This window comes from Streptomyces sp. NBC_00377 (assembly GCF_036075115.1).
GTDB lineage: Bacteria > Actinomycetota > Actinomycetes > Streptomycetales > Streptomycetaceae > Streptomyces.
Window position 1 is genome coordinate 2,021,436 of the sequence record NZ_CP107958.1, and the last position, 21,520, is coordinate 2,042,955.

Below are 21,520 nucleotides of genomic sequence, written 5' to 3' on the forward strand. Positions count from 1 at the left end.
CGTGCGGCACGCCTGTCCCTCAGCGAGACCGCAGGAGCTGCCGCCGACGGCGGGCATGCGCCGGGCGACTTCGGGCGGGGCGAGGCGAACGGGCTTACGCGGCATGGTCGTTCACGACCGCCGCTCCTTTCGTCGGAGCTGTCGACCGCAGTCGGTCGCGAGGCTCGTGCGAGTGGTGTGGCGTTCGCCCGCTTGCATTTCTCGCACAAGGAATCGAACATGTGTTCATGCACGTCGTTTCGCCTGGTGAGCGAGGGACTCCGGAGGCGACCGGAGCCAAGTCCGGCACGCTCTCCAGCCTGCTCCCGGGTGGGAAGCTGCCCCGCGGTGCGGTGGTGAGCGCTGGGGGCGACCTGCCCCTGCTGATCGCGTTGGCCGCGGAGGCCGCCGCCGACGGCGGCGCCTGGGCAGCGGTCGGTCTGCCGCAGCTCGGCGGGCTCGCTGCGGCGGATGCCGGTTTGGACCTGGCGTGCGGGCTGGCCGTACCTGAGCCGGGAGGACGGTGGCCTGATGTGCTGGCGACGGTGTGCGAGGCGGCGCCGGTGGTCTTGCTCGGCCCCGTGGGGCAGGTGGCCTTGCGTACGAGCCGTCGCATTGCGGCCCGCCTGCGGCGCTCCGGCACAACGCTGCTGACCTGGCAGGACTGGCCGGAGGCGCAGCTGCGGCTGCGGGTGGCCGAGGCCCGCTGGGACGGGCTCGGGGACGGCTTTGGTCTGCTCGCCGGCCGGCGTGCCCGGCTGGTGGTGGCTGGTCGGGGTGCTGCGACGCAGCCGCGGCATGCCGAGGTGTGGCTGCCGGGGCCGGACGGCTCGGTGCAGCTGATCGCCGAGCCCGCGACCGTCGCGGGCGCGGATGTGGTGCCGCTGCGGCCTGTCACCGCGGGGTGAGCGGAGTTGCGTGCGCTAGCGATCTGGATGATGGACTGGCCCGTGGTGGCCGCGGGCGCGGATCACGACGAGCCCGTGGCGATCATCGCGCGGGAGCGGGTGTTGGCCTGTTCGAGGGAGGCCCGCCGACAGGGTGTAAGGCGCGGGATGCGGGTACGCCAGGCATCCGGACGCTGTCCGCGGCTGAGGCTGCTCGACCGGGACCCCGAGGCGGAGGTGCGCGCGTTCGAGCCGGTGCTGCGTCTGCTGGAGAAGCGCGTCGCTCCGCACATGGAAGTCCTGCGGCCCGGCCTGATCGCCGTGCCCGCTCGCGGCCCCGCCCGCTACTTTTGCGGCGAGCCAGCCCTGGTGGGGCACATCACCACCGTGCTCACCGGTGCCGAGGTCGAATCACGGACCGGCGCGGCGGACACCGTGTTCGCTGCCGCCCTGGCGGTGCGGGCCGGGCAGGCCGGGGTCCTGGTGCCGGCCGGGCAGACCGGGGACTTTCTGGCCCCGTATCCGGTGGGGGTGCTGGGCCGCCCGCGGCTGTCTCAGCTGCTGCCCCGCCTGGGCATCACCACCTTGGGGGCGTTCGCGGCGCTGCCGGGTGAACGGGTGCTGGCCCGGTTCGGACACGACGGCGCCGCGGCACAACGCACCGCCCGCGGCCAGGAGGCCCGGCCGCTCAATACGTCCGGGGCGGATAGCGACTACAGCGTGGCCGAGGCGTTCGAGCCGCCCGAGGACAATCTCGAGCCGGTCACGTTCATTGCCAAAGCCCTCGCCGAACAGCTTCACGCCCGCCTCGCGCGGGCCGGTGCGGTGTGTGCCAGGCTGCAGGTCGAAGTGGGCCTCACGAGCGGGCTGCGCCTGTCGCGGCTGTGGCGACACGAGGGTCGGCTGTCGGCGCTGGCGGTGGCCGAACGGGTGCGGTGGCAGATCGCCGCCTGGGCCGAGACCGGGCAGCTCGACGCCTCCGCGGCGGGGATCACCACACTGCGGCTGGTCCCGGAGGGATTGTCGGCGGCGACCGGGCGGCAGTCGTTGTTGTTCGGGCCGCGGATCGCGCCGGAGGAACTGGAGCACGCCGCGGGGCAACTGCAGGCGATGCTCGGACACCGCGCGGTGGTACGTCAGGAACTCGCCGGAGGCCGCGGTCCGGGCGAGCGGATCGTGGACATCCCGTACGGCGATGCGCGCTCACGCCCGTTGGTGGAGGGAACGTGGCCGGGGCGGCTGCCGGCCCCGCACCCGGCCGTCGTCTACCGCACGCCGCGCCCTGCCCAGGTGATGGGGGCAGATGGCGGCCCGGTCGGGGTGAGCGGACGCACCCTGCTCACCCAGGCCCCAGCCGCGTTGTCCATCGACGGCGCCGCGCCGGTGGGGGTGACCGGGTGGACCGGACCGTGGCCGGTGCTGGAGGAGTGGTGGATACCCGCCCAGGCCCGCCGCCTTGCGCGCCTGCAGGTTGCCTGTGCGGACGGCCGCGCCTGGTTGCTGCACATCCGAGACGGCCGGTGGGCGGTGGAGGCGCTCTATGGCTGACCGTCGCGGGAAGGTGCTGCACTTCCCCGGCAGGCGCGCCGCGCCGACGCCTGTGGGCGGCGGCTGGGCGGAGTTGCACGTGCACTCCGCCGGCTCGTTCCTGTTCGGCGCCAACCACGTGGAGGCGTTGGTCGCCGAGGCCGTCCGCCTCGGTATCGAGGCCCTGGCAATCACCGACACCAACGGGCTCTACGGCGCGAGACGTCTGGCGGAGGCCGCGAGCGACCACGGCATCGGCAGCATCTACGGCGCCGAACTCACCCTGGACCAGGGCCTCGGGTCGATCGTGGTGATCGCCCGCAGTCTGCTGGGCTTCACTCGGCTGTCTGCGGCGATCAGCGCCGGGCAGCTGGCCGGCGCCAAGAACGCCCCGCTCTACGACCTCGACGCGCTGTCGGCTGCCGCACACGAGGGCCAGTGGGCGATCCTCACCGGCTGCCCCGTCGTCGGCGAGGCGGCGTACGACACTGACGCCATCCATGCCCGGATGGACCGGCTGGTGGACCTCTTCGGCCGCACCCACCTGCACGCCGAACTCGTCGATCACCGGCTGCCCGAAGACGGCCCGCGCAACGCCGCCGTGCACGCGAGGGCGCAGCGATGGCGAGTGCCGGTGGTGGCCACGAACGCAGTGCGGTACGCGGCCCCGCGTTCTGCGCGGCTGGCGGCGGCGCTGACCGCGCTGCACCGCCGCGAGAACCTCGACACCGCGATCGGGGAGTTGCCGCCGGCCCCGACGGCGCATCTGCGCACCGCCGAGGAGATGCGCATCCTCATGGCCCGCTACCCGCAGGCCATCGCATCCGCCGTCGATCTCGCCCGCGGCAGCGTCATCGACCTGAGCAAACTGCGCCCGCAACTGCCGGACTTCGAGGTGCCCGCCGGGCACACCCCCGGCAGCTATCTGCGCCACCTCGCGGAAGAAGGCTGCGCCCGCCGGTATGGGCCGCGCACCGCCCCGGCAGCCGGGGCGGCGTGGAAACAGCTCGACTACGAGCTGTCCGTGATCACCGGCATGGGCATGCAGGGCTACTTCTTGATCTGCTGGGACATCACCCGGTACGCGGCCGAGCAGGGGATCTGGTGCCAGGGGCGCGGCAGCGCCGCCTCCTCGGTGGTCTGCTACGCGCTGGGCATCACCTCCGTCGACGCACTCAAGCACGGCCTGCTCTTTGAGAGATTTCTGCACGCCGAAAAGACCGACCCGGACATCGACATCGATTTCGAGAACGACCGCCGGGAGGAGGTGATCCAGTACCTGTACGCCAAATACGGCAGGTCACACTGCGCGCAGGTGGCGAACCTCATCACCTATCAACCCCGCCTGAGTGTGCGGGATTCCGCTCGCGCCCTCGGTTATCCCATGGCGCGGATCAATGAGATGACCCGCCATATTCACCACGAGCCGCCCGGGCCAGAGGCCGACATCCCCGCCGATGTACGCTCCCTCGCAGGACAACTGCACACCCTCCCACGGCATTTGGGTATCCATGTCGGAGGGATGGTGCTGACCCGCCAGCCCATCGGGGAAATCATGCCAGTCGAATGGGCCACCCGAGAAGGGCGCTCGGTACTGCAAGGCGATAAAGACGATGTGGCCGCCGCCCATCTTCTCAAAATTGACATCCTGGGATTGGGCATGTTGGCCGCCTTGCACACCGCATGCGATCTCATTGCCGAACACCACGGAGTCAGCCTGGACATGGCCTCGATTCCGCAGGACGACCCGGACGTGTACACCATGATTGCCGCAGGTCAGACCATCGGCGTGTTCCAGGCCGAGTCAAGGGCGCAGGTCTCGACCTTGCCGCAGCTTCAGCCCCGATGTTTCGAGGACCTCGCGGTGGCCGCCTCAATCATCAGGCCGGGCCCAATTCAGGCCGGCTCAAAGCATCCGTATTTGCGGCGACGGGCCGGCCTGGAGCCCGTAACCTATCCGCATCCGCTCGCCGAACCAGCGCTTTCCAAAACTCTCGGGGTCGCTCTGTGGCAAGAGCAGGCCATGGCCCTGGCCATCGACTGTGCGGGTTTCACACCGGGCGAGGCGGACCGTCTCCGTAAGGCGATGGCCGCCAAGCACTCTCCCGAAAAGGTGGCACAGCTGCGCGGACGACTGCTTGCCGGGATGGCCGCCAAGGGCATCGACCAAGCCGCCTCCGAACGCATTGTGGGGATGATAGAAGCGTTTTCGGATTACGGATTCCCGCAGTCTCACGCCCAATCGATGGCGGGCATCATTTATGCCAGCGCCTGGGTGAAGTACCACTTTCCGCACGCCATGCTGGCGGGGATTATGGCGCATCTCCCTATGGGTTTCTACGACTCGCAGACGCTCATCCAAGATGCGAAGCAACATGGCATCGAGGTCCGAGGTGTCGACATCCAGCGCTCCGGCGTCCACGCCACGCTTGAGCCTCACTCCGATCAGCCGGAGCGGCGGCCGGCGATCCGCCGCGGACTGACCTCCGTGACCGGGATCAGCGAGGAGATCGCCGAGCGGATCCTGACCGCGCGCGGCACCGTGGCCTTCCGCTCGGTGGCCGATGCCGCCCGCCGCACGCGGCTGTCGGCGAAGCTGATGGAACAGCTGGCCACCGCCGGGGCGTTCGATGGCCTCGGCGTGGACCGGCGCACCGCCCTGTGGTCGGCCGGCGTCTATACCGGCGAGATCCAGGACGTCCTTCCGGGGTTGGACGACCTGGCGCCCGCACCGGAGTTGCCGGTCATGACCGCGGCCGAGGCCACCGCCGCCGACCTCGACGCCTCCGGCGCCAGCGCCACCACCCACCCCGCACAGCACCTCCGTGCTCTGCTGGCCTCACACGGGGCGCAGCCTGCGCGCGAGGCCCGTGACCTGGCCGACCAGACCCGGGTGCGGGTCGGCGGACTGGCCAAGTACATCCAAAGGCCCCCGACGGCCAGGGGAGTTGCGTTCGGCGCCCTGGAAGATGAGACCGGCATGATCAACCTGGTCTTCTCTCCTCCGGTCTGGGAACGCACGCGAGAGGTAGTCCTCGGTGCCCCGGCGGTGCTGCTGGAGGGGCACATCGAACGTGACCGCGGCTCGGTCAACATGATCGTGCACCGCGCGCACGCCCTGGCGGGCCCTGGTCGGGTCCATCATCCGGGGCGATTCAGGTGACGATCTGCGGGAAGCGGAGGTTCGGCCGCTGCGCCCGCGGCAGGGTCATCGTGATGCCTGCCGTCACGTGCGGCGCTGCGGGTCGGGCGCGAGCGTGATGGACATCCAGTGCGCCGCCGCTTCGCGATAGCTGTGTCCGACCGGGGCCAGTTCGCCGCTGCGGGTGAGGCTGAAGATTGTCACCATGATCATGTCCGAGCCGTCCGCGACGGAGGTGAGCTGGGTGCGGCAACGGCTGCAGGACCCTCGGTGCAGCGTCGGCCAGGTGGAGAAGTACGTCGGCTCGCCTGCGGGGCCCGTCCACTCCAGGGCGTCCCTACGGAACCCGACCCATGCCATCGCCGGCGCCCCGGACAGGCGCGTGCAGTGCTGGCACGAGCACAGTTCCCTGTCAAGTCCTTGTGTTCAGCTCGGCGGACTGACTGAGAGTTGGCTGCGCTGCTGTTCGGGCGTCGGCAAGCGCGGGCAGCGGATCCTACGACGCGCTGATGCACGAAGAGCTCAAGGCCGAGAGCAAGCGCTGCGTGAAGAGGGCGACCGCCTCGCCCTCCAGGTCCAGCAGTTCATCCGCGTTGTGCAGATCTTGGAGTTGGAGAACGAGCAGCTGCGGCAGTCCAGCAAGCACCCGGTGTTCCGGACCCTGCCTCGATGCTGACCGGTTGCTGCCCACGCGCGGCGACCGCGTCACTCTCGGGAGTAGCTCGACAGCGCGAGCACCGCGGCCAGCCCTGAGACGGCGGCGAGGGTGGCGAACAGTTGCGGGTAGCCGCCGAGCGCTGCCGCCAGTGCCGTGCCGGCGAAGGGCGCCAGCGCTGCGGCCGTCGTCGCCGGTGCCGCCAGCAGACCCGACAGGCGCCCGTAGTGGGTAGTGCCCCACCGGTTGGTGACGGCCGTGGCCTGAAGCAAGGTCAGGTTGCCACGCACAATCCCGGCCGCCACCGACATGGCGACCAATAGTGCGTACGGGCCGGGCACCGCCGAGAAGGCGGCGGTGGTGATCCCGCCCAGCGCGACCACGACCGCCGTGCGTGCCGTCACGCTGGCGCGGCGGGCGAGAGCGGCGTACAGGGTGCGACCAACGGTTTGTCCGGCACCGCCCAGGCCGAGCGTCCAGGCGGCCTGAGTGGTGGTGTAGCCGCGCTCGAGCAACAGCGGGACCAGCGCGACGACGACGGCGTACATCGCGAACGCTGAGAGCATGAACACCGACGCGAGCAGCCAGAATGTCCGGCTGCGCGTCACCGCCCCGCCGGATGCGTGAGGAGGAGCCGGCGGCGCCTTGGGCCAGTCGCCACGCAGGGCGAGGGCGTGGGTCGGAATCGTGATGACGGCGAGCATGGTGGCAAGAAGTACGTACGTGCCGCGCCAGCTGAAGTGCGCGGCGAGCAGAGCGGTCAGGGGCGCGAAGACGGTGGAGGCCAGGCCGCCTGCCAGGGTGACGATTGTCAGTGCCCGGACGTGGTCCGGAGCCCACCAGCGGGTCAATGCCGCGAAGGCGGGCTGGTAGAACGTCGAAGCCATCGCAAGCCCGGCCAGCATCCAACCGGCGAAGAAAGCTGGCAGGTTGGGGGCAGCCGCCACGATCACAAGGCTGATGGTGCCAAGGACCGATCCGGTGGTCATGACCATGCGCGGGCCGCACTGATCGAGGATCCGTCCCACGCGAATGCCCGCGACCGCAGAGATGATCAGCGCCGCAGAGAACCCCGCCATGGTCGCGCCTGCGGACCAACCGGCCTGGGCGGTGATCTGCGGGTTCAGAACGGGGAAGGCGTAGTAGACGATTCCCCAGCTGGTGATCTGGGTGGCGCACAGGGCGGGCAAGGCGGCGCGAGGCCGTGACCGGTCTCCCGTCCCGGTCACGGCCTCGCTGGTGTGGAGGTTGGTCATCGGCGGATCAGCAGCAGCCGCCCGCAGGGACCGCTTCCTTCGCGCCGGTGTCGGCGGAGGCCGTGCCGGTGCAGCAGGTGCTGCCTTGCTGTTTGGCCAGGGTGTCAGCGTCGGCCTTGACGACGTACACCTCCCAGGGTTCCTGGCCCGGGCCGTGGACCCAGACCTTGTCCTGGAGGGCATAGCAGCAGGTGGTGTCGTCTTCCACGTCGGTGGCCAGGCCGGCTTCGCTCAGACGGGTGGTGGCGGCGTGGACGGCTTCGGTGCTGTCGACCTCGACGCCGAGGTGATCCATCCGCGTTTCCTGCCCTGCCGTGCCTGCGATGAGGACGAGCTTGAGCGGGGGCTCGGCGATGGCGAAGTTGGCGTAGCCATCGCGGAGTTTGGCGGGCTCGGTACCGAAGAGCTTGGTGTAGAAGGCGACCGAGGCGTTGAGGTCGGGGACGCGGAGGGCGAGCTGTACGCGGGACGACATGACGAACCTCCTGGGTGGGTGGGGACTTCAGCAGCCGCCGGAGGAGACCGGGGCGCCGATGCCGATCTGGAGCGTTGCGGGGGCCGCGCAGCATCCGCCGCCTTCGGCGCCCTGTGCGGCCTCGGGGTCGTCGAAGAGGCCCGCGCCGCCGCACACTCCGGTCTCCGGCAGGGTCAACTCCACGCGCTCGGCGGCCTCCTGGTCCCCGGCGAGCGCCGCAGCGATCGAGCGGACCTGCTCGTAGCCGGTCATCGCAAGGAAGGTGGGGGCGCGGCCGTAGGACTTCATTCCGACGAGGTAGACGTCCTTCTCCGGGTGGGAGAGCTCGTTGACGCCGTGCGGGTAGACGGTGCCGCAGGAGTGCTGGTTGGGGTCGATGAGCGGGGCCAGAGCGGTGGGGGCCTGGAGGCGTTCGTCGAGGCCGAGGCGGAGCTCGGAGAGGAAGGACAGGTCGGGGCGGAAGCCGGTGAGGACGATGACCTCGTCGACCGGGTCGAGGCGGCGGCCGTCCTCGCCGACGAGGACCAGGCGGCCGTCGTCGTTGCGCTCGATGGCGTCGGTGCGGAAGCCGGTGACGGCGTCGGCGTGGCCGTTGTCGACGGCGGCCTTGGCGGCGAGGCCGAGGGCGCCGCGGGCGGGGAGCTGGTCGGCTTCGCCGCCGCCGAAGGTGGAGCCGGAGATGCCGCGGCGCAGGATCCACACGCCCTTGGTGCCGGTGCCGTCGTCCGACGTGGCGAGGTCGGCGAGGTAGGCGAGCGCGGTGAAGGCGGAGGCGCCGGAGCCGATGACCGCGGTGTGCTTGCCCGCGTACCGCGCCCGCACGGCCGGGTCCTTCAGGTCCGGCACGCGGTAGGTGATCCGGTCGGACGCGGCCTTCTCACCGAGGGCCGGAAGGCCACTGCCACCTGCCGGGCTCGGGGTGGTCCAGGTGCCGGAGGCGTCGATGACCGCACGGGCGAACAGTCGCTCCTCCCGGCCGTCCGCGTGGGCGACGTGGACGACGAACGGCTGGGTCTCGCGGTCGGCATCCACGATCCGGTCCCGGCCCGCACGGGAGACGCCGGTGACGGTGGCGCCGAAGCGCACCTGATCGCCGAGGACGTCGGCGAGCGGCTGAAGGTAGTGCTCGGCCCAGTCGCCGCCCGAGGGATAGGTGGCAGCGTCCGGCTTCACCCATCCGGTGGGGGCCAGCAGCTTCTCGGCGGCCGGATCGGTGACCTCGCCCCAGGTGGAGAACAGTCGCACGTGCGCCCACTCGCGCACCGCCGCGCCGGCAGCCGGGCCGGCTTCCATGACCAGCGGGGTGAGGCCGCGGTCGACCAGATGGGCGGCGGCAGCGAGTCCGGCGGGACCGGCTCCGATCACGACGACGGGCAGGTCGGTGGTGGCAGGCGCGTTCACGGTCGACTCCTCGGTGTTTCGACATCCGTCGATGGCTTGCGCAGCCAGCATGCCACCTGATTCGATAAGCGTCAACATAGACATTCATCGAATCCAGGGGGTTTGTTCATGGAACACGTCGACGTGGCCGTGATCGGCGGCGGACAGTCCGGGCTGGCTGCCGCGCACGCGCTACGGCAGTGGGGCATCGAGCCCGTGGTGCTGGAGGCGTCCGGCCGGGCGGCGGGGTCGTGGCCGCGCCACTACGACAGCCTCACCCTCTTCTCGCCCGCCCGGTACAGCTCACTGCCCGGGATGCCGTTCCCCGGCGCCGACCCGGCCCGCTACCCGCACCGGGACGAGGTCGCCGCCTACCTCACCACGTACGCCGCCCGGCTGGACGCCGACATCCGCACCGGCCGGCGCGTCACCGCCGTCCGCCGGATCGGCGAGGGGTTCGACGTGGAGCTGGCGAGCGGCGGAGGGTTGGCGGTACGCGCCGTCGTCGCGGCATCGGGGACCTTCGGACGTCCGTACCTTCCGGCATTGCCGGGCCTGAAAGGCTTCACCGGCACAGTGCTGCACGCTGGCGACTACCGCAGCCCGGACCGGTTCGCCGGGCAGCGGATCGTCGTGGTGGGTGCGGGCAACTCGGCCGTGCAGATCGCCGCCGAGCTTGCCACGGTTGCCCGCGTGACGATGGCCAGCCGCGCACCGGTGAAGTTCGCACCTCAGCACATCAGGGGCCGAGACCTACACTTCTGGTTGAAGCGGACCGGGCTGGACATCGCCCCACTCGGACGGCTCGTGCGCACCCCGCCGACCCAGCTCGTCATCGACGACGGCCGCTACCGTGCCGCCCTCACCGGGTCGGCGCCGGACCGGCGGCAGCTGTTCACCGGCATCGACGGCGCGAAGGTCATCTGGGCGGACGGGAGCCGGGAGGAGGTCGACACGGTCCTCCTCGGCACCGGCTACCGACCCGACCTGCCCTACCTGGCCGGCCTCGATGGCGCCCTCGATGCGGCGGGACATCCCCGGCACCGCGACGGCACCTCACTCACCCACCCCGCCCTGGCGTTCGTCGGGCTGGAATGGCAGCGCAGCCTGGCATCCAACTCCCTGCGTGGGGTAGGCCGGGACGCCGAGCGCGTCGCACGGCGGCTGGCGCGCCACCTCTCCCAGAGCTGACCATGGGGAGCCTCCGCACGTTGGTTCGATGTGTGTCAACATAGATGCATGTCGAATACGAAGGTGCTGCCCCTGCTCGAGCCCGAGGCGTCCGAGGCCGTGGCCCCCTGCTGCCCACCGCTGACCGAGCGCCCGTTCAGCGCCGAGGAGGCCGAGACGGCCGCGCGGATGTTCAAGGCACTCGGCGATCCGGTACGGCTGCGCCTGTTCTCCGCGGTCGCCTCGCACGAAGGCGGCGAGGCGTGCGTCTGCGACATCTCCGACGTCGGCGTCTCGCAGCCGACCGTGTCCCACCACTTGAAGAAGCTCAAGGAGGCCGGCCTGCTCACCTCCGAGCGGCGCGGGACCTGGGTGTACTACCGCGTGGAGCCGTCGGTGCTGGCGGCCATGGGCAAGCTGCTGACCGCCGCGCCGGCCACCGTCTGATCAGTACTCGCAACGGCGTGGTCAGGCGGCACGCCGGGCGGCGGTAAACCGCAGCCCCGCCAGGGCGAGAACCATCCACGCCGTGAGGTAGGCGAAGGCGACCGCCGGGGAGAACGCGGTCCACAGAACGCCGGCCACGGTCGAAGCCGCGAGGTTCCCCAGGGACTGCACAGTGGCCAGCAGCCCGAACGCAGAACCGCGCAGGTCGGTCGGGGCCAGCGCGGCGACGGCCGAGTGCTGAGCCGTTTCCACCGCGCCGATGCCGACCCCGGCGAGCAGGAACGGGATCGCCAGGACCATCAGGCCCGCGCCGCTGACCGCGAACAGGCCGTAGGAGAGGGCGAACGCCGCGACGCCGCCCGCCAGGACGAGCACCGGGCCGCGCACGCCGAGCCGGTCGGCCAGGCGTCCCGCCGGGACGGACGCGAGGGTCGCGGCGACGTTGTAGGCGGTGTAGAGGCCGAGCGCGAGGGTCGTCGCACTCTGCGTACCGTGTCCGGGGGCGAGCAGGTCGCTCGCGCGCAGGATCAGCAGGGTCGCGGCGACGTTGCCCGCCTCGAAGGCGGCGACCGCAGCCATCAGCCGCCCCAACTCGCCGCGCAGCAACGGACGTACGCGGATCTTCAACGGCACCTTGTCACGGCTGGTCGGCTTCGGGGTGTGACGGATCGCGTAGACGATCGCGACGGCTGCCAGCACGCCAGGGATCACCGACAGTCCGATCGCCCACTGCACGCCGAGCCAGGCGACCAGCCCGAGCGCGAGGAGCGGGCCGAAGATGGCACCGAGGTTGTCCATCATCCGCTCGAAGCCGTACGCCCGCCCGTACGCCTTGGCCGGGACGATGTCCGCCAGCAGCGCGTTGCGGGCCGGGACCCGCAGCCCGCGGGCGGTCCAGGCGGCGGCCCGCAGCACGCCGACCTGCCACACCGCTGTGGCGCCGGCCGTGGCGGCGCCGAGGACGGCGGTGGTGGCGTAGCCGCCGACGGCGACCTTGCGGCGCCGGGCCGGGTCATCAGCCAGGACACCGCCGCCGAAGCGGGCGGCTCCGGCGAGCGCGTCCGAGACGCCCTCGATCGCGCCGAGTGCGGCTGCCGGTGCGCCGAGCGTGGAAGTCAGCAGCGATGGAAGCAGGGCTGTTGGGATCTCGTGGCCGACATCGGCCAGGAAGCTCGCGGCACCGATCCCCCGTACTCCTGGCGTCAGCCATCGCTCCTGTTCAGGTATCGGAGAGCGGTCGGAGTCGGGCGTCGTCGTCATGGCCGCCAGTCTTTAGCACACCGCGTCTGCCTCGACACTGTGCGATGCCACCATCCTCGCGCTGCGCTCACGTCGTTCCCGCCGCAAGCAGCGCACTGATCTCGCGGGCAGCATCGCGTGCCGGGCGGCCGACGCCGATGAGTGTGGCGGAGGCGGGGCCGGTCCAGTCGCCGTAGCCGAGCAGGTGCAGGCGCGGCTCGTCCACCGCACGAGTGCCGTCGGTGGCGATGTGGCCACGCCGGCCACGGAGTTGGAGCGGGGCGAGGTGAGAGAGGGCGGGGCGGAAGCCGGTGCACCAGATGATGGCGTCGGCCGCGGCACGGGTGCCGTCCGCCCATTCGACTCCGCCGGGGACGAGGCGGGTGAACATCGGGGTGGCCTTGAGCAGGCCACGGTCGCGGGCTGCGCGGACGGGCGGGACGGCGACGATGTCTCCGAGGGAGGCGACGCCTCCGGTGTCGGTGCGGCCTTCGTCGAGTACGCGGCGGCGGGCGGTGGCCGCGTCGAAGAGGGCGCGGCCGTCGATGTCGTCGGCCAGGTAGCGGGGCGGGCGCTGGGTTACCCAGGTCAGCTCGGTGTCGTAGGCGAGGTCGGCGGCGATCTGTGCGCCGGAGTTGCCTCCACCGATGACGAGCACGCGGCGGCCCGCGAAGTCCTGTGGGTTGCGGTACTCGACCGTGTGCAGCTGACGACCGTCGAAGTCCCCACGGCCTGGGACGGCAGGGAGGAAGGGCCGCCACCACGTGCCCGTCGCGCTGATCGCGGCTCCGGCGCGCCAGGTGCCCGAGTCGGTCTCCACCCGCAGGAGTTCACCGTCCCGGTGCACGCCCTGTACGCGCACCGGCCGCTCGACCGGCAGTTCGTACCGCTTCTCGTAGTCGCGCAAGTAGGTCACGACGTGGTCGGCGTCCGGGTGCTCCTCACCGACCTGGGGTGGCATGAACCACCCGGGCAGCGAGGAGTAGGCGGCAGGGGAGAACAGGTGCAGCGAGTCCCAGGTGTACTGCCAGGCTCCTCCGGGCTCGGCCTGAGCGTCGAGGATGACGAAGTCGAGGCCGAGGCGGCGCAGGTGGTAGCCGACCGCGAGCCCCGCCTGCCCGCCGCCGACGACCACCACCTGCGTCCTGCGGCTCATTCGGCCGATCGTCCGCGGAAGATGAGGGCCACCAGCGCCAGCCCGACCACACCACCCACGATTTGCATCCCGATGAAGCCCAGGAGCGAACCCGGCGCGATGCCCGCGAAGGTGTCGGTGAAGGCGCGGCCGATGGACACCGCCGGGTTGGCGAAGGACGTCGACGAGGTGAACCAGTAGGCGGCGCCGATGTAGGAGGCGACGGCCACGGGCGCATACCGCAGCTGGTCGGTGCGGGCCAGGCCGAAGATCAGCAGGATCAGGCCGGCCGTGGCGACGACCTCGCCCAGCAGCAGGTGTCCCGCCGACCGGTCGTGCGTGGACCACTCCACCAGCGGCTTGCCGAACATCGCGTCCGCCAGGATGGCGCCCGCGATCGCGCCGACGATCTGCGCGGGTACATACACCGCGGCCTCACGCAGGGTGACGCCGGCGCCGCCGCGGCGGGCGGTCCACCACTCGGCGAGGGTGACGACCGGGTTGAAGTGCGCGCCGGAGACCGGGCCGAGCAGGAGGATGAGGATGCCGAGGCCGAAGACGGTGGCCGTGGAGTTGGCCAGCAGTTGCAGGCCGACGTCCTTGGTCAGTTCGGTGGCCTGGATGCCAGAGCCGACCACGACCGCCACCAGCAGTGCCGTGCCGATGAGTTCGGCGGCGGCCCGGGCGACCAGGGGGTTACGGGGCGGGGTGGCGCCGGGCGCGGGTGCGACGGAGACGGGTGCAGTGGCGGGTCTCGCGGACTCCGCGGTCGGGGCGGCTTCGGCGGGGGTCATGGGCAGGCCCTCTTGTTCTCGGCGGCGGTGCGAGCGGACTCGGCCAGGTCGGCGAACTGGCCGGCGAGCAAGGCGATGACGTCGGGCTTGAGCCGGTAGTAGATGTACCGGCCGCACGGCTCCGTCTCCACGACCCCCGCTTCGCGCAGCACCTTCAGGTGGTTGGAGAGGTTGGTCTGGCGGGCACCGGTCTCCTCCACGAGGTGGGTGGTGCACAGCGTCTCTTTGGCGAGCAGGGTCACGATCTGGAGCCTGAGCGGGTCGGCCAGCACCCGGATCAGGTCAGTGTCGACTGACGTCATCATGTGCTGATACTGTCACATCAGTGGTGGCTGACACCACCGGGTGCTGACGTCATTCACACCTGATGTCGTCGTGAGACAAGAGAGATCTCTGATGTCCGACAAGCCCTCCGTGCTCTTCGTCTGTGTCCACAACGCCGGCCGTTCCCAGATGGCCGCCGCGTGGCTGACCCACCTGGCCGGGGACCGCGTCGAGGTCCGCTCCGCCGGCTCCAACCCAGGCGCTGGCGTCAACCCGGCCGCCGTCGAGGCCATGCGCGAGGTCGGCATCGACATCTCCGCCGAGGTCCCGAAGATGCTCACCGTGGACGCGGTGAAGGAGTCGGACGTCTGCATCACCATGGGCTGCGGCGACACCTGCCCCGTCTTCCCCGGCAAGCGGTACCTGGACTGGCAGCTGGAGGACCCGGCGGGCCAGGGCGTCGAGGCCGTCCGCCCGATCCGGGACGAGATCAAGGTGCTGGTCGAGGGCCTGATCAAGGAGATCGCGCCGGAGCCTCAGGCGTGAGCACGGCCGCGGACATACGCAACGTCATCGTCATCGGCTCGGGCCCGGCGGGCTACACCGCCGCCCTCTACACGGCCCGCGCCTCGCTGAAGCCGCTGGTCTTCGAGGGCGCGGTCACGGCCGGTGGCGCGCTGGTGCAGACGACCGAGGTGGAGAACTTCCCCGGCTTCCGCGACGGCATCATGGGCCCGGACCTGATGGACAACATGCGGGCCCAGGCCGAACGCTTCGGCGCCGAGCTTGTCCCTGACGACGTCGTCGCTGTCGACCTCACTGGAGAGGTGAAGACCGTCACGGACAGCGCGGGTACGGTCCACCGGGCGAAGGCCGTCATCGTGGCGACCGGCTCGCAGCACCGCAAGCTGGGCCTGCCCGGCGAGGACGCGCTGTCCGGCCGGGGTGTGTCGTACTGCGCGACCTGCGACGGCTTCTTCTTCCGTGAGCACGACATCGTGGTGGTCGGCGGCGGCGACACGGCGCTGGAGGAGGCCACCTTCCTCTCCCGCTTCGCGAAGTCCGTGACGGTCGTCCACCGGCGCGACACGCTGCGGGCCTCCAGGGCCATGCAGGACCGTGCCTTCGCCGACCCGAAGATCTCCTTCGCCTGGAACAGCGAGGTCGCCGAGGTCCACGAGGACGGCGGCAAGCTCGCCGGGCTCACCCTGCGCGACACCGTCACCGGCGAGACCTCCGAGCTGGCGGCGACCGGGCTGTTCGTCGCCATCGGCCACGACCCGCGCACCGACCTGGTCACGGGCCAACTGGACCTGGACGACGAGGGCTACCTCAAGGTCGCCTCCCCCTCCACGCGCACGAACATCCCCGGCGTCTTCGGTGCCGGTGACGTGGTTGACCACACCTACCGGCAGGCGATCACCGCGGCCGGCTCGGGCTGCGCGGCGGCGCTGGACTCCGAGCGGTACCTCGCCGCCCTGAGCGACGCCGACGCCGCGGGCCAGCCCGTCCCGGCTGCCGTCTGACCAGCGACTGGAGCAACACCATGGCTCTCAAGAACGTCACCGAGGACTCCTTCGAGCAGGACGTCCTGGGCAGCGACAAGCCGGTCCTGGTCGACTTCTGGGCTGCCTGGTGCGGCCCCTGCCGTCAGCTCGCCCCCTCGCTGGAGGCGATCGCCGCCGAGCACGGCGACAAGATCGAGATCGTCAAGCTGAACATCGACGAGAACCCGGCCATCGCCGCCCGCTACGGCGTGATGTCCATTCCGACGCTGAACCTCTACTGGGGCGGCGAGGTCGTGCAGACCATCGTGGGGGCCAAGCCGAAGGCCGCCCTGGAACGCGAACTCGCCGACCACCTCGCCTGACGCGCGACGCCGGTGGGGGTGCCCGCAGCGCCCCCCACCGGACCCCTTCTTCTCCGATCTCCGACTTCGACGGAGGTATCCCGGTGGTCAGCAAGCGCATCGTCGCCATCGGCGGCAGCGACGCCGGCATCAGCGCGGCCCTGCGAGCCCGCGAGCTGGATCCCGAGAGCGAGGTCACCGTGGTGGTGGCCGATGCCTACCCGAACTTCTCCATCTGCGGCATCCCGTACTACGTCTCCGGCGAGGTCGGCCACTGGAGCGATCTGGCCCACCGCACCCTGGCCGACCTGAAGGCCACCGGCATGCAGGTGCGCACCGACACCCTCGCCACCGCCATCGACGTACCGGGCAAGCGGCTCGCCGTGCGCGACGCCGAGGGCCGCGTCGAGGAACTGCCGTACGACGCACTGATCGTGGGCACCGGCGCGGTCAGCGTCAGCCCGCCCATCGAGGGCCTGACCGGGCCCGACGCGCTCGGACCGGCCGACGGCGTCCACTTGCTCCACAGCATGGGCGACACCTTCCAGATCATGCAGACGCTCGCCGCCCGCCAGCCCCAGTCCGTGGTCGTCATCGGCGCCGGCTATATCGGCCTGGAGATGGCCGAGGCCCTGACCACCCGCGGTCTCCAGGTCACCCGGATCGAAGCCCTCCCAGAAGTCCTGCCCACCGTCGACCCGCAGCTCGGCGCCCTCGTCCACGCCGAACTCGAAGAACACGGCGTCGAGGTCATCACCAACACCCAGGTATCCGCGATCACCCGGGCACCCGAGGGCAACGCCCTCCGTGTCCAGGCCACCGCCAAGGACGGCGAGACCCTCACCCGCCACGTCGACCTCGTCCTGGTCGTCGTCGGCGTACGCCCCGACGCCGCCCTCGCCGCCACCGCCGGAGCCCGGCTCGGCACCAAGGGCGCGATCGAGGTCGACGAGTACATGCGCACCTCGCTGCCCGACGTGTACGCGGCCGGGGACTGCGCCGTCACCCACCACCGCCTTCTCGGCAAGACCTGGCTCCCGCTGGGGACGACCGCCCACAAACAGGGCCGCATCGCGGGCGAGAACGCCCTCGGCGGGCACCGGTGGTTCGCCGGCAGCCTCGGCACCCAAGTCGTCAAGGTCTTCGACCTCGTCGCCGCCCGCACCGGCCTGCGCGACCACGAAGCCGCAGCCGCCGAGCGAGGCTGGACCCCAGCCACCACCGCGACCCGCCCCGACGACCACAAGGCGTACTACCCCGGCGCCACCCCGATCTCCATCCGCGTCACCGGCGACACCTCCAGCGGCCTCCTGCTGGGCGCCCAACTCGTCGGACGCCGAAGTGCGGAGATCTCCAAGCGCGTGGACACGTACGCCGCCGCCCTCTTCCACGGCATGGACGTCGACGGCATCAGCGAACTCGACCTCTCCTACACCCCGCCCCTGGGCTCCCCCTGGGACGCCGTCCAGGTCGCGGCGCAGGCATGGATGAACGAGCACCACCTCGACGTGCAGCGGCGCATGGTGGACGACCTGCCGCGCAGCCCCTGATTGATCTTCGCCCGCTGCATTGACAGCCGAGATTAGCTCAACGAATATTGAGTCAATGAACGTTGAGTGGTCTGCATCGGTGATGGCGCGAGCGCAACGGCACGCGGCACTGGGAGAACCTGCGCGCCTGGCGATCATCGACCGGCTGCTGCTGGGCGACGCCTCACCCGGCGAACTCGGCCAGGAACTGGGCCTGCCCAGCAACCTCCTGGCCCACCACCTCAAGCTGCTCGAACAGGTCGGCCTGATCGAGCGATCCCGCTCCGAAGGAGACCGACGGCGCACCTACCTGCGCCTGCGCACGGAAACCCTGGCCGACACCATGCCGACGCCCCTACGTACGGCGCCTCGCGTGGTGTTCGTCTGCACCCATAACTCCGCCCGCTCACATCTCGCTGCGGCGCTGTGGAGGCGTCACAGCGCCGTGCCCGCCACTTCGGCGGGAACCCAGCCCGCCCCCCACGTCCACCCCCGTGCCGTCGCGACGGCACGCAAACACGGTCTTTCCCTGGCCCCGGCCCGTACCGCCCACATCGACGAGACGCTGCGTCCGGACGACCTGGTGGTCGCCGTCTGCGACAACGCCCACGAACAGCTCGGCCCTCAGGTTCCCGACCGCCTGCACTGGTCGGTGCCCGATCCCACCCGCACTGGCACCGACGAGGCCTTCGCCGACGCCCTGAGTGATCTCGCCGACCGGGTCGACCGGCTGGCTCCCGCCGTTCGCCCTCCTGGAGGCAGCGATGACTGAGACCGCGCCCGTCCCGCACCGCAACCTGAGCATCGACCAGCAACTCGCCCTGCGCACCGCAGCCACCCACCTCGCCCGCGAGTTCGACGGGGTCTTCGGCCAGGAAACCATCGAACGGTTCCTGCACACCAGCTACGACCAGTTCGCCGGCCGCAGCACCATCCCCAACTACCTCCCCCTCATCGCCGAACGCTTCGCCCGCCAGCGCCTGCGCGCCCTGGCCAAGGTCGAAGGCCACCACACCGACGGCAAGCCCGTCGTCCTCTTCCTCTGCGTCCACAACGCCGGCCGTAGTCAGATGGCCATGGGCTTCTTCCAGCACCTCGCGGGCGAGGGCGCCGTCGCCTGGTCGGGTGGCTCCGAACCCGGGAACGAGGTCAACCCCGCGGCCATCGCCGCGATGAGCGAGCGCGGCATCGATATCTCCCGCGAGTTCGCCAAGCCCTGGACCGAGGAGATCGTCCGCGCCGCCGACGTCGTCGTCAGCATGGGTTGCGGCGACGCCTGCCCGGTCTTCCCCGGCAAGCGGTACCTCGAATGGACCCTGGACGATCCCGCAGGAAAGACCGCCGACGACGTCCGCCCCATCCGCGACGACATCGAGCGCCGCGTCCGCGGCCTTCTCGATGACCTCGGTGTCCCGGCACAGCACTGACCGCGCACAGGGCATCCGGAAGGCGAGGCGGCCTTGGGGCAGTTCATCCAGCCGAGACGGCAGGCACTCCGCGCCGCCGCCTGGTACCTGAGCTCTCAGTCGCGGGGCGGGCGGAAAGAGACGACGTTTCCGGGGGCAGTGTGGTCCTTGCCGGTGGACGTCCGGAGGATGAGGACGGCGGCCGCGAGGACCACCTGCTCCGCTCAGTGCCGGGATTCGGCCTCGGCAATCCGGGACTCCTTGAGGGCTTCCTTCAGGCGGACTTCTTTGCGAAGTCGCTTTTCGACTTCAGGCGTTTGGTGCGTCTCTGCGTGCACTCGCGCGCAGAACTCCTCCTGGAGGTCGGCGCGGCGCTTGTGCAGAGCCATGCGATGAACATCGGCTTCTGCGGCGCGGGCGACCTAGATGAGGCTGCCGTTGGACCGTGTGAGCTGGCCGGACAGGAGTCGGTTCATGGCCGCGCGGATGCGGGAGCGCTCGTCTTCGTGCTGCTGGTTCATGTGAGGGCCTCTTCGGCGGTCTGTGCGGCGTCGTGGGCCTCGGCGAGACCGCGGAAGCGGCCGACGGCGAGGCGGAGCCGGTCTCCCAAGGGCTGGGGCTGGTGGCATGGCTTCGTGTCGAGCCGATCGGCGTGTTCTCGCGCCGCCCGCGCATGCCTGTCGGTGCGGACCGCGTTCCCGCAGTCGAACTGGCAGGCGAACTGGTTGGGTGCCGTCGCCCCGGGGTCCGGATCGCAAAGGGCTGTGTCGCGCTTGAAAGCGCAGATGAGGAACGAATCCGGGTTGTCGAAGAGCACGAGTCCGTCGCGCGCGAGAAACTTGGCAGCTGCCTTCGGGGTGGTCAGGGCTCCCTAGAAGCGGGGCATCGAGGTTGCTCCGACGAGTGCCCGTCGAGCGGCGGGACCGGAGATCTTCTTCCCGGCGGCGGTGGCGTCGCGCAGCCGGGCCGCGGTCTGTGCGGCGGCGAGAGCGGTCTCGACTTCTAGCTCCCCGTGGAACCGCCGACGGCCGCGGCTGATGGTGACTCCGCCATTCCCGGCCGCACTCAGCGGAGTGATGGACTGGAGGGGGTCGGCTCGGGGATCTTCGCAATGGCCGCTGGGGCCCAGGCCACCGCTCCGGTCACCGTGGCAACGGTGACGGCCACGGCGGGCAGGCGGCGGCAGGCGGCGGCAGGCGGCGGCAGGCGGCGGCAGGCGGCGGGCAGAACGTATTGCGAGAAGTAACTCTCCTGGAGGGGACGCGGGCAGGGGTGTCCGTCGCCGCAAGCGGGGTAAGGCTGGTCAGCGGGTACGGGCGGGCGGCGGCTGGGGCGGCGGGGCCGGGCGGGTTTGCCAGGGATGGTGCGCAGGGGCGTCGATCGTGGTTCCGCGGGCGGCGGTCCGGACGAGGTGGTGTTGGTCTTCGATGGGCAACGTCGCGATGTGCGTTAGGCCCTGCGCGACGGAGGCACCGCGCAGTGTGCCCGCTGGCAGGCCGGCGGCATGCACGATCCGGGCTGCCGCCTCGGCTTCTATCAGGAGGCCGAACGCCGGTGGAATGTTGAGCAGTTGGGCAGCGTGCTCGCGGCTGCCGGTCAGTGCTTGAGTGAGGGGAAGTCCGTCGTCGAGGACGCTGTCGACGATGTCCAGCCAGACCGACGTGGCCTGGTGGAGGCGGGTGAGGAAGTCGGCGTCTGTGAGCCAGCATCCCCGGGACGGCTCAGGATCCGTATCGAGCTGAGCCGGTCGCCGCCGTGCGCTGTCGGCGCTGCTGGGCGGGGACGGTTCGGGCGTCCAGACCTTCAGGTAGTCCTGGATGGCATGGCTCAGGGGTATGACGGCGGCGCCGATCCAGGGTGAGGTGTCGTCGTGGTGCCAGTCCCGTACGACGCCGTAGCCGTCATGTCCGGGCTGTTTGCCGAGGCGGGCGTCCCGGACGGCGAACGTGCCGTGGTCGGCGAAGGACAGGTACGCGTGGTCGAGGTCGCCGCGGTCCGGGTGGAGGATGCTCAGGCGCAGTCCGCCGTACTCACGTTCTCGGATGGTCTGGGCGAACTCGATACGCAGCCGCAGCGGGGAGTCGGGCGAGACGACGGCGTAGCAGGCGTCGCCGACCACTCGTCGTTCGTGGACGGGCAGGCCGAGCAGGTCGCTGAAGAAGTGCTGGGCGTGCAGGGACAACTGTGGTGGTGCTCCTCGGCAGCAGACGGTTCTGCGGGGCGGTTACCTGGATCGGCCGGCCGACGGGGCGGGACGGACGGTCGGCGCGGGCCCGGTGCCCGGGGCGCTGACCCCGGCGTGCGCGGACGGCAGGGTCGGCGACGAGGGCGTCTTGGGGGCGGACGTCGTCTGGGCGCAGCAGGTTACGTTCGCCCCGTCTGTCCG

At 70.9% G+C, this 21,520-nt stretch carries 23 protein-coding genes; 11 read left to right on the top strand and 12 right to left on the bottom strand.

Annotated features, from left to right (window positions below):
* Positions 1 to 221: 221 nt before the first annotated feature.
* From OHS71_RS09050 to OHS71_RS09060, 3 genes are read left to right on the top strand one after another with little or no spacing between them, the layout of a single operon-like run.
* Complete coding sequence (locus OHS71_RS09050; protein WP_328478634.1) at positions 222 to 887, top strand: hypothetical protein; 666 nt, start codon at positions 222 to 224, stop codon at positions 885 to 887.
* A 27-nt stretch (positions 888 to 914) separates the two neighbouring features.
* Complete coding sequence (locus tag OHS71_RS09055; RefSeq protein WP_328478636.1) at positions 915 to 2,414, top strand: DNA polymerase Y family protein; 1,500 nt, start codon at positions 915 to 917, stop codon at positions 2,412 to 2,414.
* Positions 2,407 to 5,556 carry an error-prone DNA polymerase gene (locus tag OHS71_RS09060; protein WP_328478638.1) on the top strand — a complete coding sequence of 1,050 codons (3,150 nt, stop codon included), beginning with the start codon at positions 2,407 to 2,409 and terminating at the stop codon, positions 5,554 to 5,556. The genes OHS71_RS09055 and OHS71_RS09060 overlap by 8 nt, the downstream gene beginning before the upstream one ends.
* 63 nt (positions 5,557 to 5,619) lie before the next feature.
* Here OHS71_RS09060 and OHS71_RS09065 read toward each other — a convergent pair whose 3' ends face one another.
* From OHS71_RS09065 to OHS71_RS09085, 5 genes are all read right to left on the bottom strand, one after another.
* Positions 5,620 to 5,940 carry a GFA family protein gene (locus OHS71_RS09065; RefSeq protein ID WP_328484450.1) on the bottom strand — a complete coding sequence of 107 codons (321 nt, stop codon included), beginning with the start codon at positions 5,938 to 5,940 and terminating at the stop codon, positions 5,620 to 5,622.
* A 91-nt stretch (positions 5,941 to 6,031) separates the two neighbouring features.
* Positions 6,032 to 6,181 (bottom strand): hypothetical protein, encoded by a 150-nt coding sequence (locus OHS71_RS09070; RefSeq protein ID WP_328478640.1) that lies wholly within the window; start codon positions 6,179 to 6,181, stop codon positions 6,032 to 6,034.
* A 59-nt stretch (positions 6,182 to 6,240) separates the two neighbouring features.
* Entirely contained in the window at positions 6,241 to 7,446 is a 1,206-nt protein-coding gene (locus tag OHS71_RS09075) for an MFS transporter (RefSeq protein ID WP_328478642.1), read from the bottom strand.
* A gap of 7 nt (positions 7,447 to 7,453) precedes the next feature.
* Positions 7,454 to 7,921: an ArsI/CadI family heavy metal resistance metalloenzyme gene (locus tag OHS71_RS09080; protein WP_328478644.1), complete on the bottom strand. Its 468-nt coding sequence runs from the start codon at positions 7,919 to 7,921 to the stop codon at positions 7,454 to 7,456.
* A gap of 27 nt (positions 7,922 to 7,948) precedes the next feature.
* A complete protein-coding gene (locus OHS71_RS09085) occupies positions 7,949 to 9,322 on the bottom strand; it encodes an NAD(P)-binding domain-containing protein (protein ID WP_328478646.1) in 1,374 nt (457 codons plus the stop codon).
* 108 nt (positions 9,323 to 9,430) lie between these two features.
* Here OHS71_RS09085 and OHS71_RS09090 point away from each other — a divergent pair, with 108 nt between their 5' ends.
* Both OHS71_RS09090 and OHS71_RS09095 read left to right on the top strand, forming a co-directional pair.
* Positions 9,431 to 10,492: a flavin-containing monooxygenase gene (locus OHS71_RS09090; protein WP_328478648.1), complete on the top strand. Its 1,062-nt coding sequence runs from the start codon at positions 9,431 to 9,433 to the stop codon at positions 10,490 to 10,492.
* Positions 10,493 to 10,540: 48 nt separating this feature from the next.
* On the top strand, positions 10,541 to 10,918 hold the full coding sequence (locus OHS71_RS09095) for an ArsR/SmtB family transcription factor (protein ID WP_328478650.1): 378 nt from the start codon (positions 10,541 to 10,543) through the stop codon (positions 10,916 to 10,918).
* Between the two features lie 21 nt (positions 10,919 to 10,939).
* Here OHS71_RS09095 and OHS71_RS09100 read toward each other — a convergent pair whose 3' ends face one another.
* The 4 genes from OHS71_RS09100 to OHS71_RS09115 all read right to left on the bottom strand — a co-directional run bounded on the left by OHS71_RS09100 (position 10,940) and on the right by OHS71_RS09115 (position 14,391).
* Entirely contained in the window at positions 10,940 to 12,178 is a 1,239-nt protein-coding gene (locus OHS71_RS09100) for an MFS transporter (RefSeq protein WP_328478652.1), read from the bottom strand.
* A gap of 67 nt (positions 12,179 to 12,245) precedes the next feature.
* Complete coding sequence (locus tag OHS71_RS09105) at positions 12,246 to 13,313, bottom strand: ArsO family NAD(P)H-dependent flavin-containing monooxygenase (RefSeq protein ID WP_328478654.1); 1,068 nt, start codon at positions 13,311 to 13,313, stop codon at positions 12,246 to 12,248.
* Positions 13,310 to 14,086: an MIP/aquaporin family protein gene (locus OHS71_RS09110; RefSeq protein ID WP_328478656.1), complete on the bottom strand. Its 777-nt coding sequence runs from the start codon at positions 14,084 to 14,086 to the stop codon at positions 13,310 to 13,312. The genes OHS71_RS09105 and OHS71_RS09110 overlap by 4 nt, the downstream gene beginning before the upstream one ends.
* On the bottom strand, positions 14,083 to 14,391 hold the full coding sequence (locus OHS71_RS09115; RefSeq protein WP_328478658.1) for an ArsR/SmtB family transcription factor: 309 nt from the start codon (positions 14,389 to 14,391) through the stop codon (positions 14,083 to 14,085). The genes OHS71_RS09110 and OHS71_RS09115 overlap by 4 nt, the downstream gene beginning before the upstream one ends.
* A 91-nt stretch (positions 14,392 to 14,482) precedes the next feature.
* Here OHS71_RS09115 and OHS71_RS09120 point away from each other — a divergent pair, with 91 nt between their 5' ends.
* From OHS71_RS09120 to OHS71_RS09145, 6 genes are all read left to right on the top strand, one after another.
* Entirely contained in the window at positions 14,483 to 14,896 is a 414-nt protein-coding gene (locus OHS71_RS09120; protein WP_328478660.1) for an arsenate reductase ArsC, read from the top strand.
* On the top strand, positions 14,893 to 15,876 hold the full coding sequence (gene trxB, locus OHS71_RS09125; RefSeq protein ID WP_328478662.1) for a thioredoxin-disulfide reductase: 984 nt from the start codon (positions 14,893 to 14,895) through the stop codon (positions 15,874 to 15,876). The genes OHS71_RS09120 and trxB overlap by 4 nt, the downstream gene beginning before the upstream one ends.
* A 20-nt stretch (positions 15,877 to 15,896) precedes the next feature.
* Positions 15,897 to 16,220: a thioredoxin gene (gene trxA / locus OHS71_RS09130; protein WP_328478664.1), complete on the top strand. Its 324-nt coding sequence runs from the start codon at positions 15,897 to 15,899 to the stop codon at positions 16,218 to 16,220.
* A gap of 83 nt (positions 16,221 to 16,303) precedes the next feature.
* The gene (locus OHS71_RS09135; protein ID WP_328478666.1) at positions 16,304 to 17,749 is read left to right on the top strand and encodes an FAD-dependent oxidoreductase; all 1,446 of its coding nucleotides are present in this window, start codon (positions 16,304 to 16,306) and stop codon (positions 17,747 to 17,749) included.
* A 55-nt stretch (positions 17,750 to 17,804) separates the two neighbouring features.
* The gene (locus tag OHS71_RS09140) at positions 17,805 to 18,500 is read left to right on the top strand and encodes an arsenate reductase/protein-tyrosine-phosphatase family protein (protein WP_328478668.1); all 696 of its coding nucleotides are present in this window, start codon (positions 17,805 to 17,807) and stop codon (positions 18,498 to 18,500) included.
* Complete coding sequence (locus OHS71_RS09145; RefSeq protein ID WP_328478670.1) at positions 18,493 to 19,155, top strand: arsenate reductase ArsC; 663 nt, start codon at positions 18,493 to 18,495, stop codon at positions 19,153 to 19,155. Before OHS71_RS09140 ends, OHS71_RS09145 begins: the two co-directional genes overlap by 8 nt.
* Before the next feature lie 203 nt (positions 19,156 to 19,358).
* On the opposite strand, the gene OHS71_RS09150 is transcribed toward OHS71_RS09145, so the two are convergent.
* From OHS71_RS09150 to OHS71_RS09160, 3 genes are all read right to left on the bottom strand, one after another.
* Complete coding sequence (locus tag OHS71_RS09150) at positions 19,359 to 19,523, bottom strand: hypothetical protein (protein ID WP_328478672.1); 165 nt, start codon at positions 19,521 to 19,523, stop codon at positions 19,359 to 19,361.
* Positions 19,524 to 19,651: 128 nt separating this feature from the next.
* Positions 19,652 to 19,951, bottom strand: a complete 300-nt coding sequence (locus OHS71_RS09155; RefSeq protein ID WP_328478673.1) for a hypothetical protein — start codon at positions 19,949 to 19,951, stop codon at positions 19,652 to 19,654.
* A gap of 486 nt (positions 19,952 to 20,437) precedes the next feature.
* Positions 20,438 to 21,316: a hypothetical protein gene (locus OHS71_RS09160; RefSeq protein ID WP_328478675.1), complete on the bottom strand. Its 879-nt coding sequence runs from the start codon at positions 21,314 to 21,316 to the stop codon at positions 20,438 to 20,440.
* Positions 21,317 to 21,520 lie beyond the last annotated feature (204 nt).

What these genes read in the sequence shown, in the direction of transcription:
- OHS71_RS09090 (WP_328478648.1), top strand. Translation starts at nt 9,431, where the DNA reads ATGGAACACGTCGACGTGGCCGTGATCGGCGGCGGACAGTCCGGGCTG.
- OHS71_RS09075 (WP_328478642.1), bottom strand. Translation starts at nt 7,446, where the DNA reads ATGACCAACCTCCACACCAGCGAGGCCGTGACCGGGACGGGAGACCGG.
- OHS71_RS09100 (WP_328478652.1), bottom strand. Translation starts at nt 12,178, where the DNA reads ATGACGACGACGCCCGACTCCGACCGCTCTCCGATACCTGAACAGGAG.
- OHS71_RS09140 (WP_328478668.1), top strand. Translation starts at nt 17,805, where the DNA reads ATGAACGTTGAGTGGTCTGCATCGGTGATGGCGCGAGCGCAACGGCAC.
- OHS71_RS09105 (WP_328478654.1), bottom strand. Translation starts at nt 13,313, where the DNA reads ATGAGCCGCAGGACGCAGGTGGTGGTCGTCGGCGGCGGGCAGGCGGGG.
- OHS71_RS09150 (WP_328478672.1), bottom strand. Translation starts at nt 19,523, where the DNA reads ATGGCTCTGCACAAGCGCCGCGCCGACCTCCAGGAGGAGTTCTGCGCG.
- trxA (WP_328478664.1), top strand. Translation starts at nt 15,897, where the DNA reads ATGGCTCTCAAGAACGTCACCGAGGACTCCTTCGAGCAGGACGTCCTG.
- OHS71_RS09120 (WP_328478660.1), top strand. Translation starts at nt 14,483, where the DNA reads ATGTCCGACAAGCCCTCCGTGCTCTTCGTCTGTGTCCACAACGCCGGC.
- OHS71_RS09110 (WP_328478656.1), bottom strand. Translation starts at nt 14,086, where the DNA reads ATGACCCCCGCCGAAGCCGCCCCGACCGCGGAGTCCGCGAGACCCGCC.
- OHS71_RS09060 (WP_328478638.1), top strand. Translation starts at nt 2,407, where the DNA reads ATGGCTGACCGTCGCGGGAAGGTGCTGCACTTCCCCGGCAGGCGCGCC.
- OHS71_RS09080 (WP_328478644.1), bottom strand. Translation starts at nt 7,921, where the DNA reads ATGTCGTCCCGCGTACAGCTCGCCCTCCGCGTCCCCGACCTCAACGCC.
- OHS71_RS09115 (WP_328478658.1), bottom strand. Translation starts at nt 14,391, where the DNA reads ATGATGACGTCAGTCGACACTGACCTGATCCGGGTGCTGGCCGACCCG.
- OHS71_RS09095 (WP_328478650.1), top strand. Translation starts at nt 10,541, where the DNA reads ATGTCGAATACGAAGGTGCTGCCCCTGCTCGAGCCCGAGGCGTCCGAG.
- OHS71_RS09055 (WP_328478636.1), top strand. Translation starts at nt 915, where the DNA reads ATGATGGACTGGCCCGTGGTGGCCGCGGGCGCGGATCACGACGAGCCC.
- OHS71_RS09145 (WP_328478670.1), top strand. Translation starts at nt 18,493, where the DNA reads ATGACTGAGACCGCGCCCGTCCCGCACCGCAACCTGAGCATCGACCAG.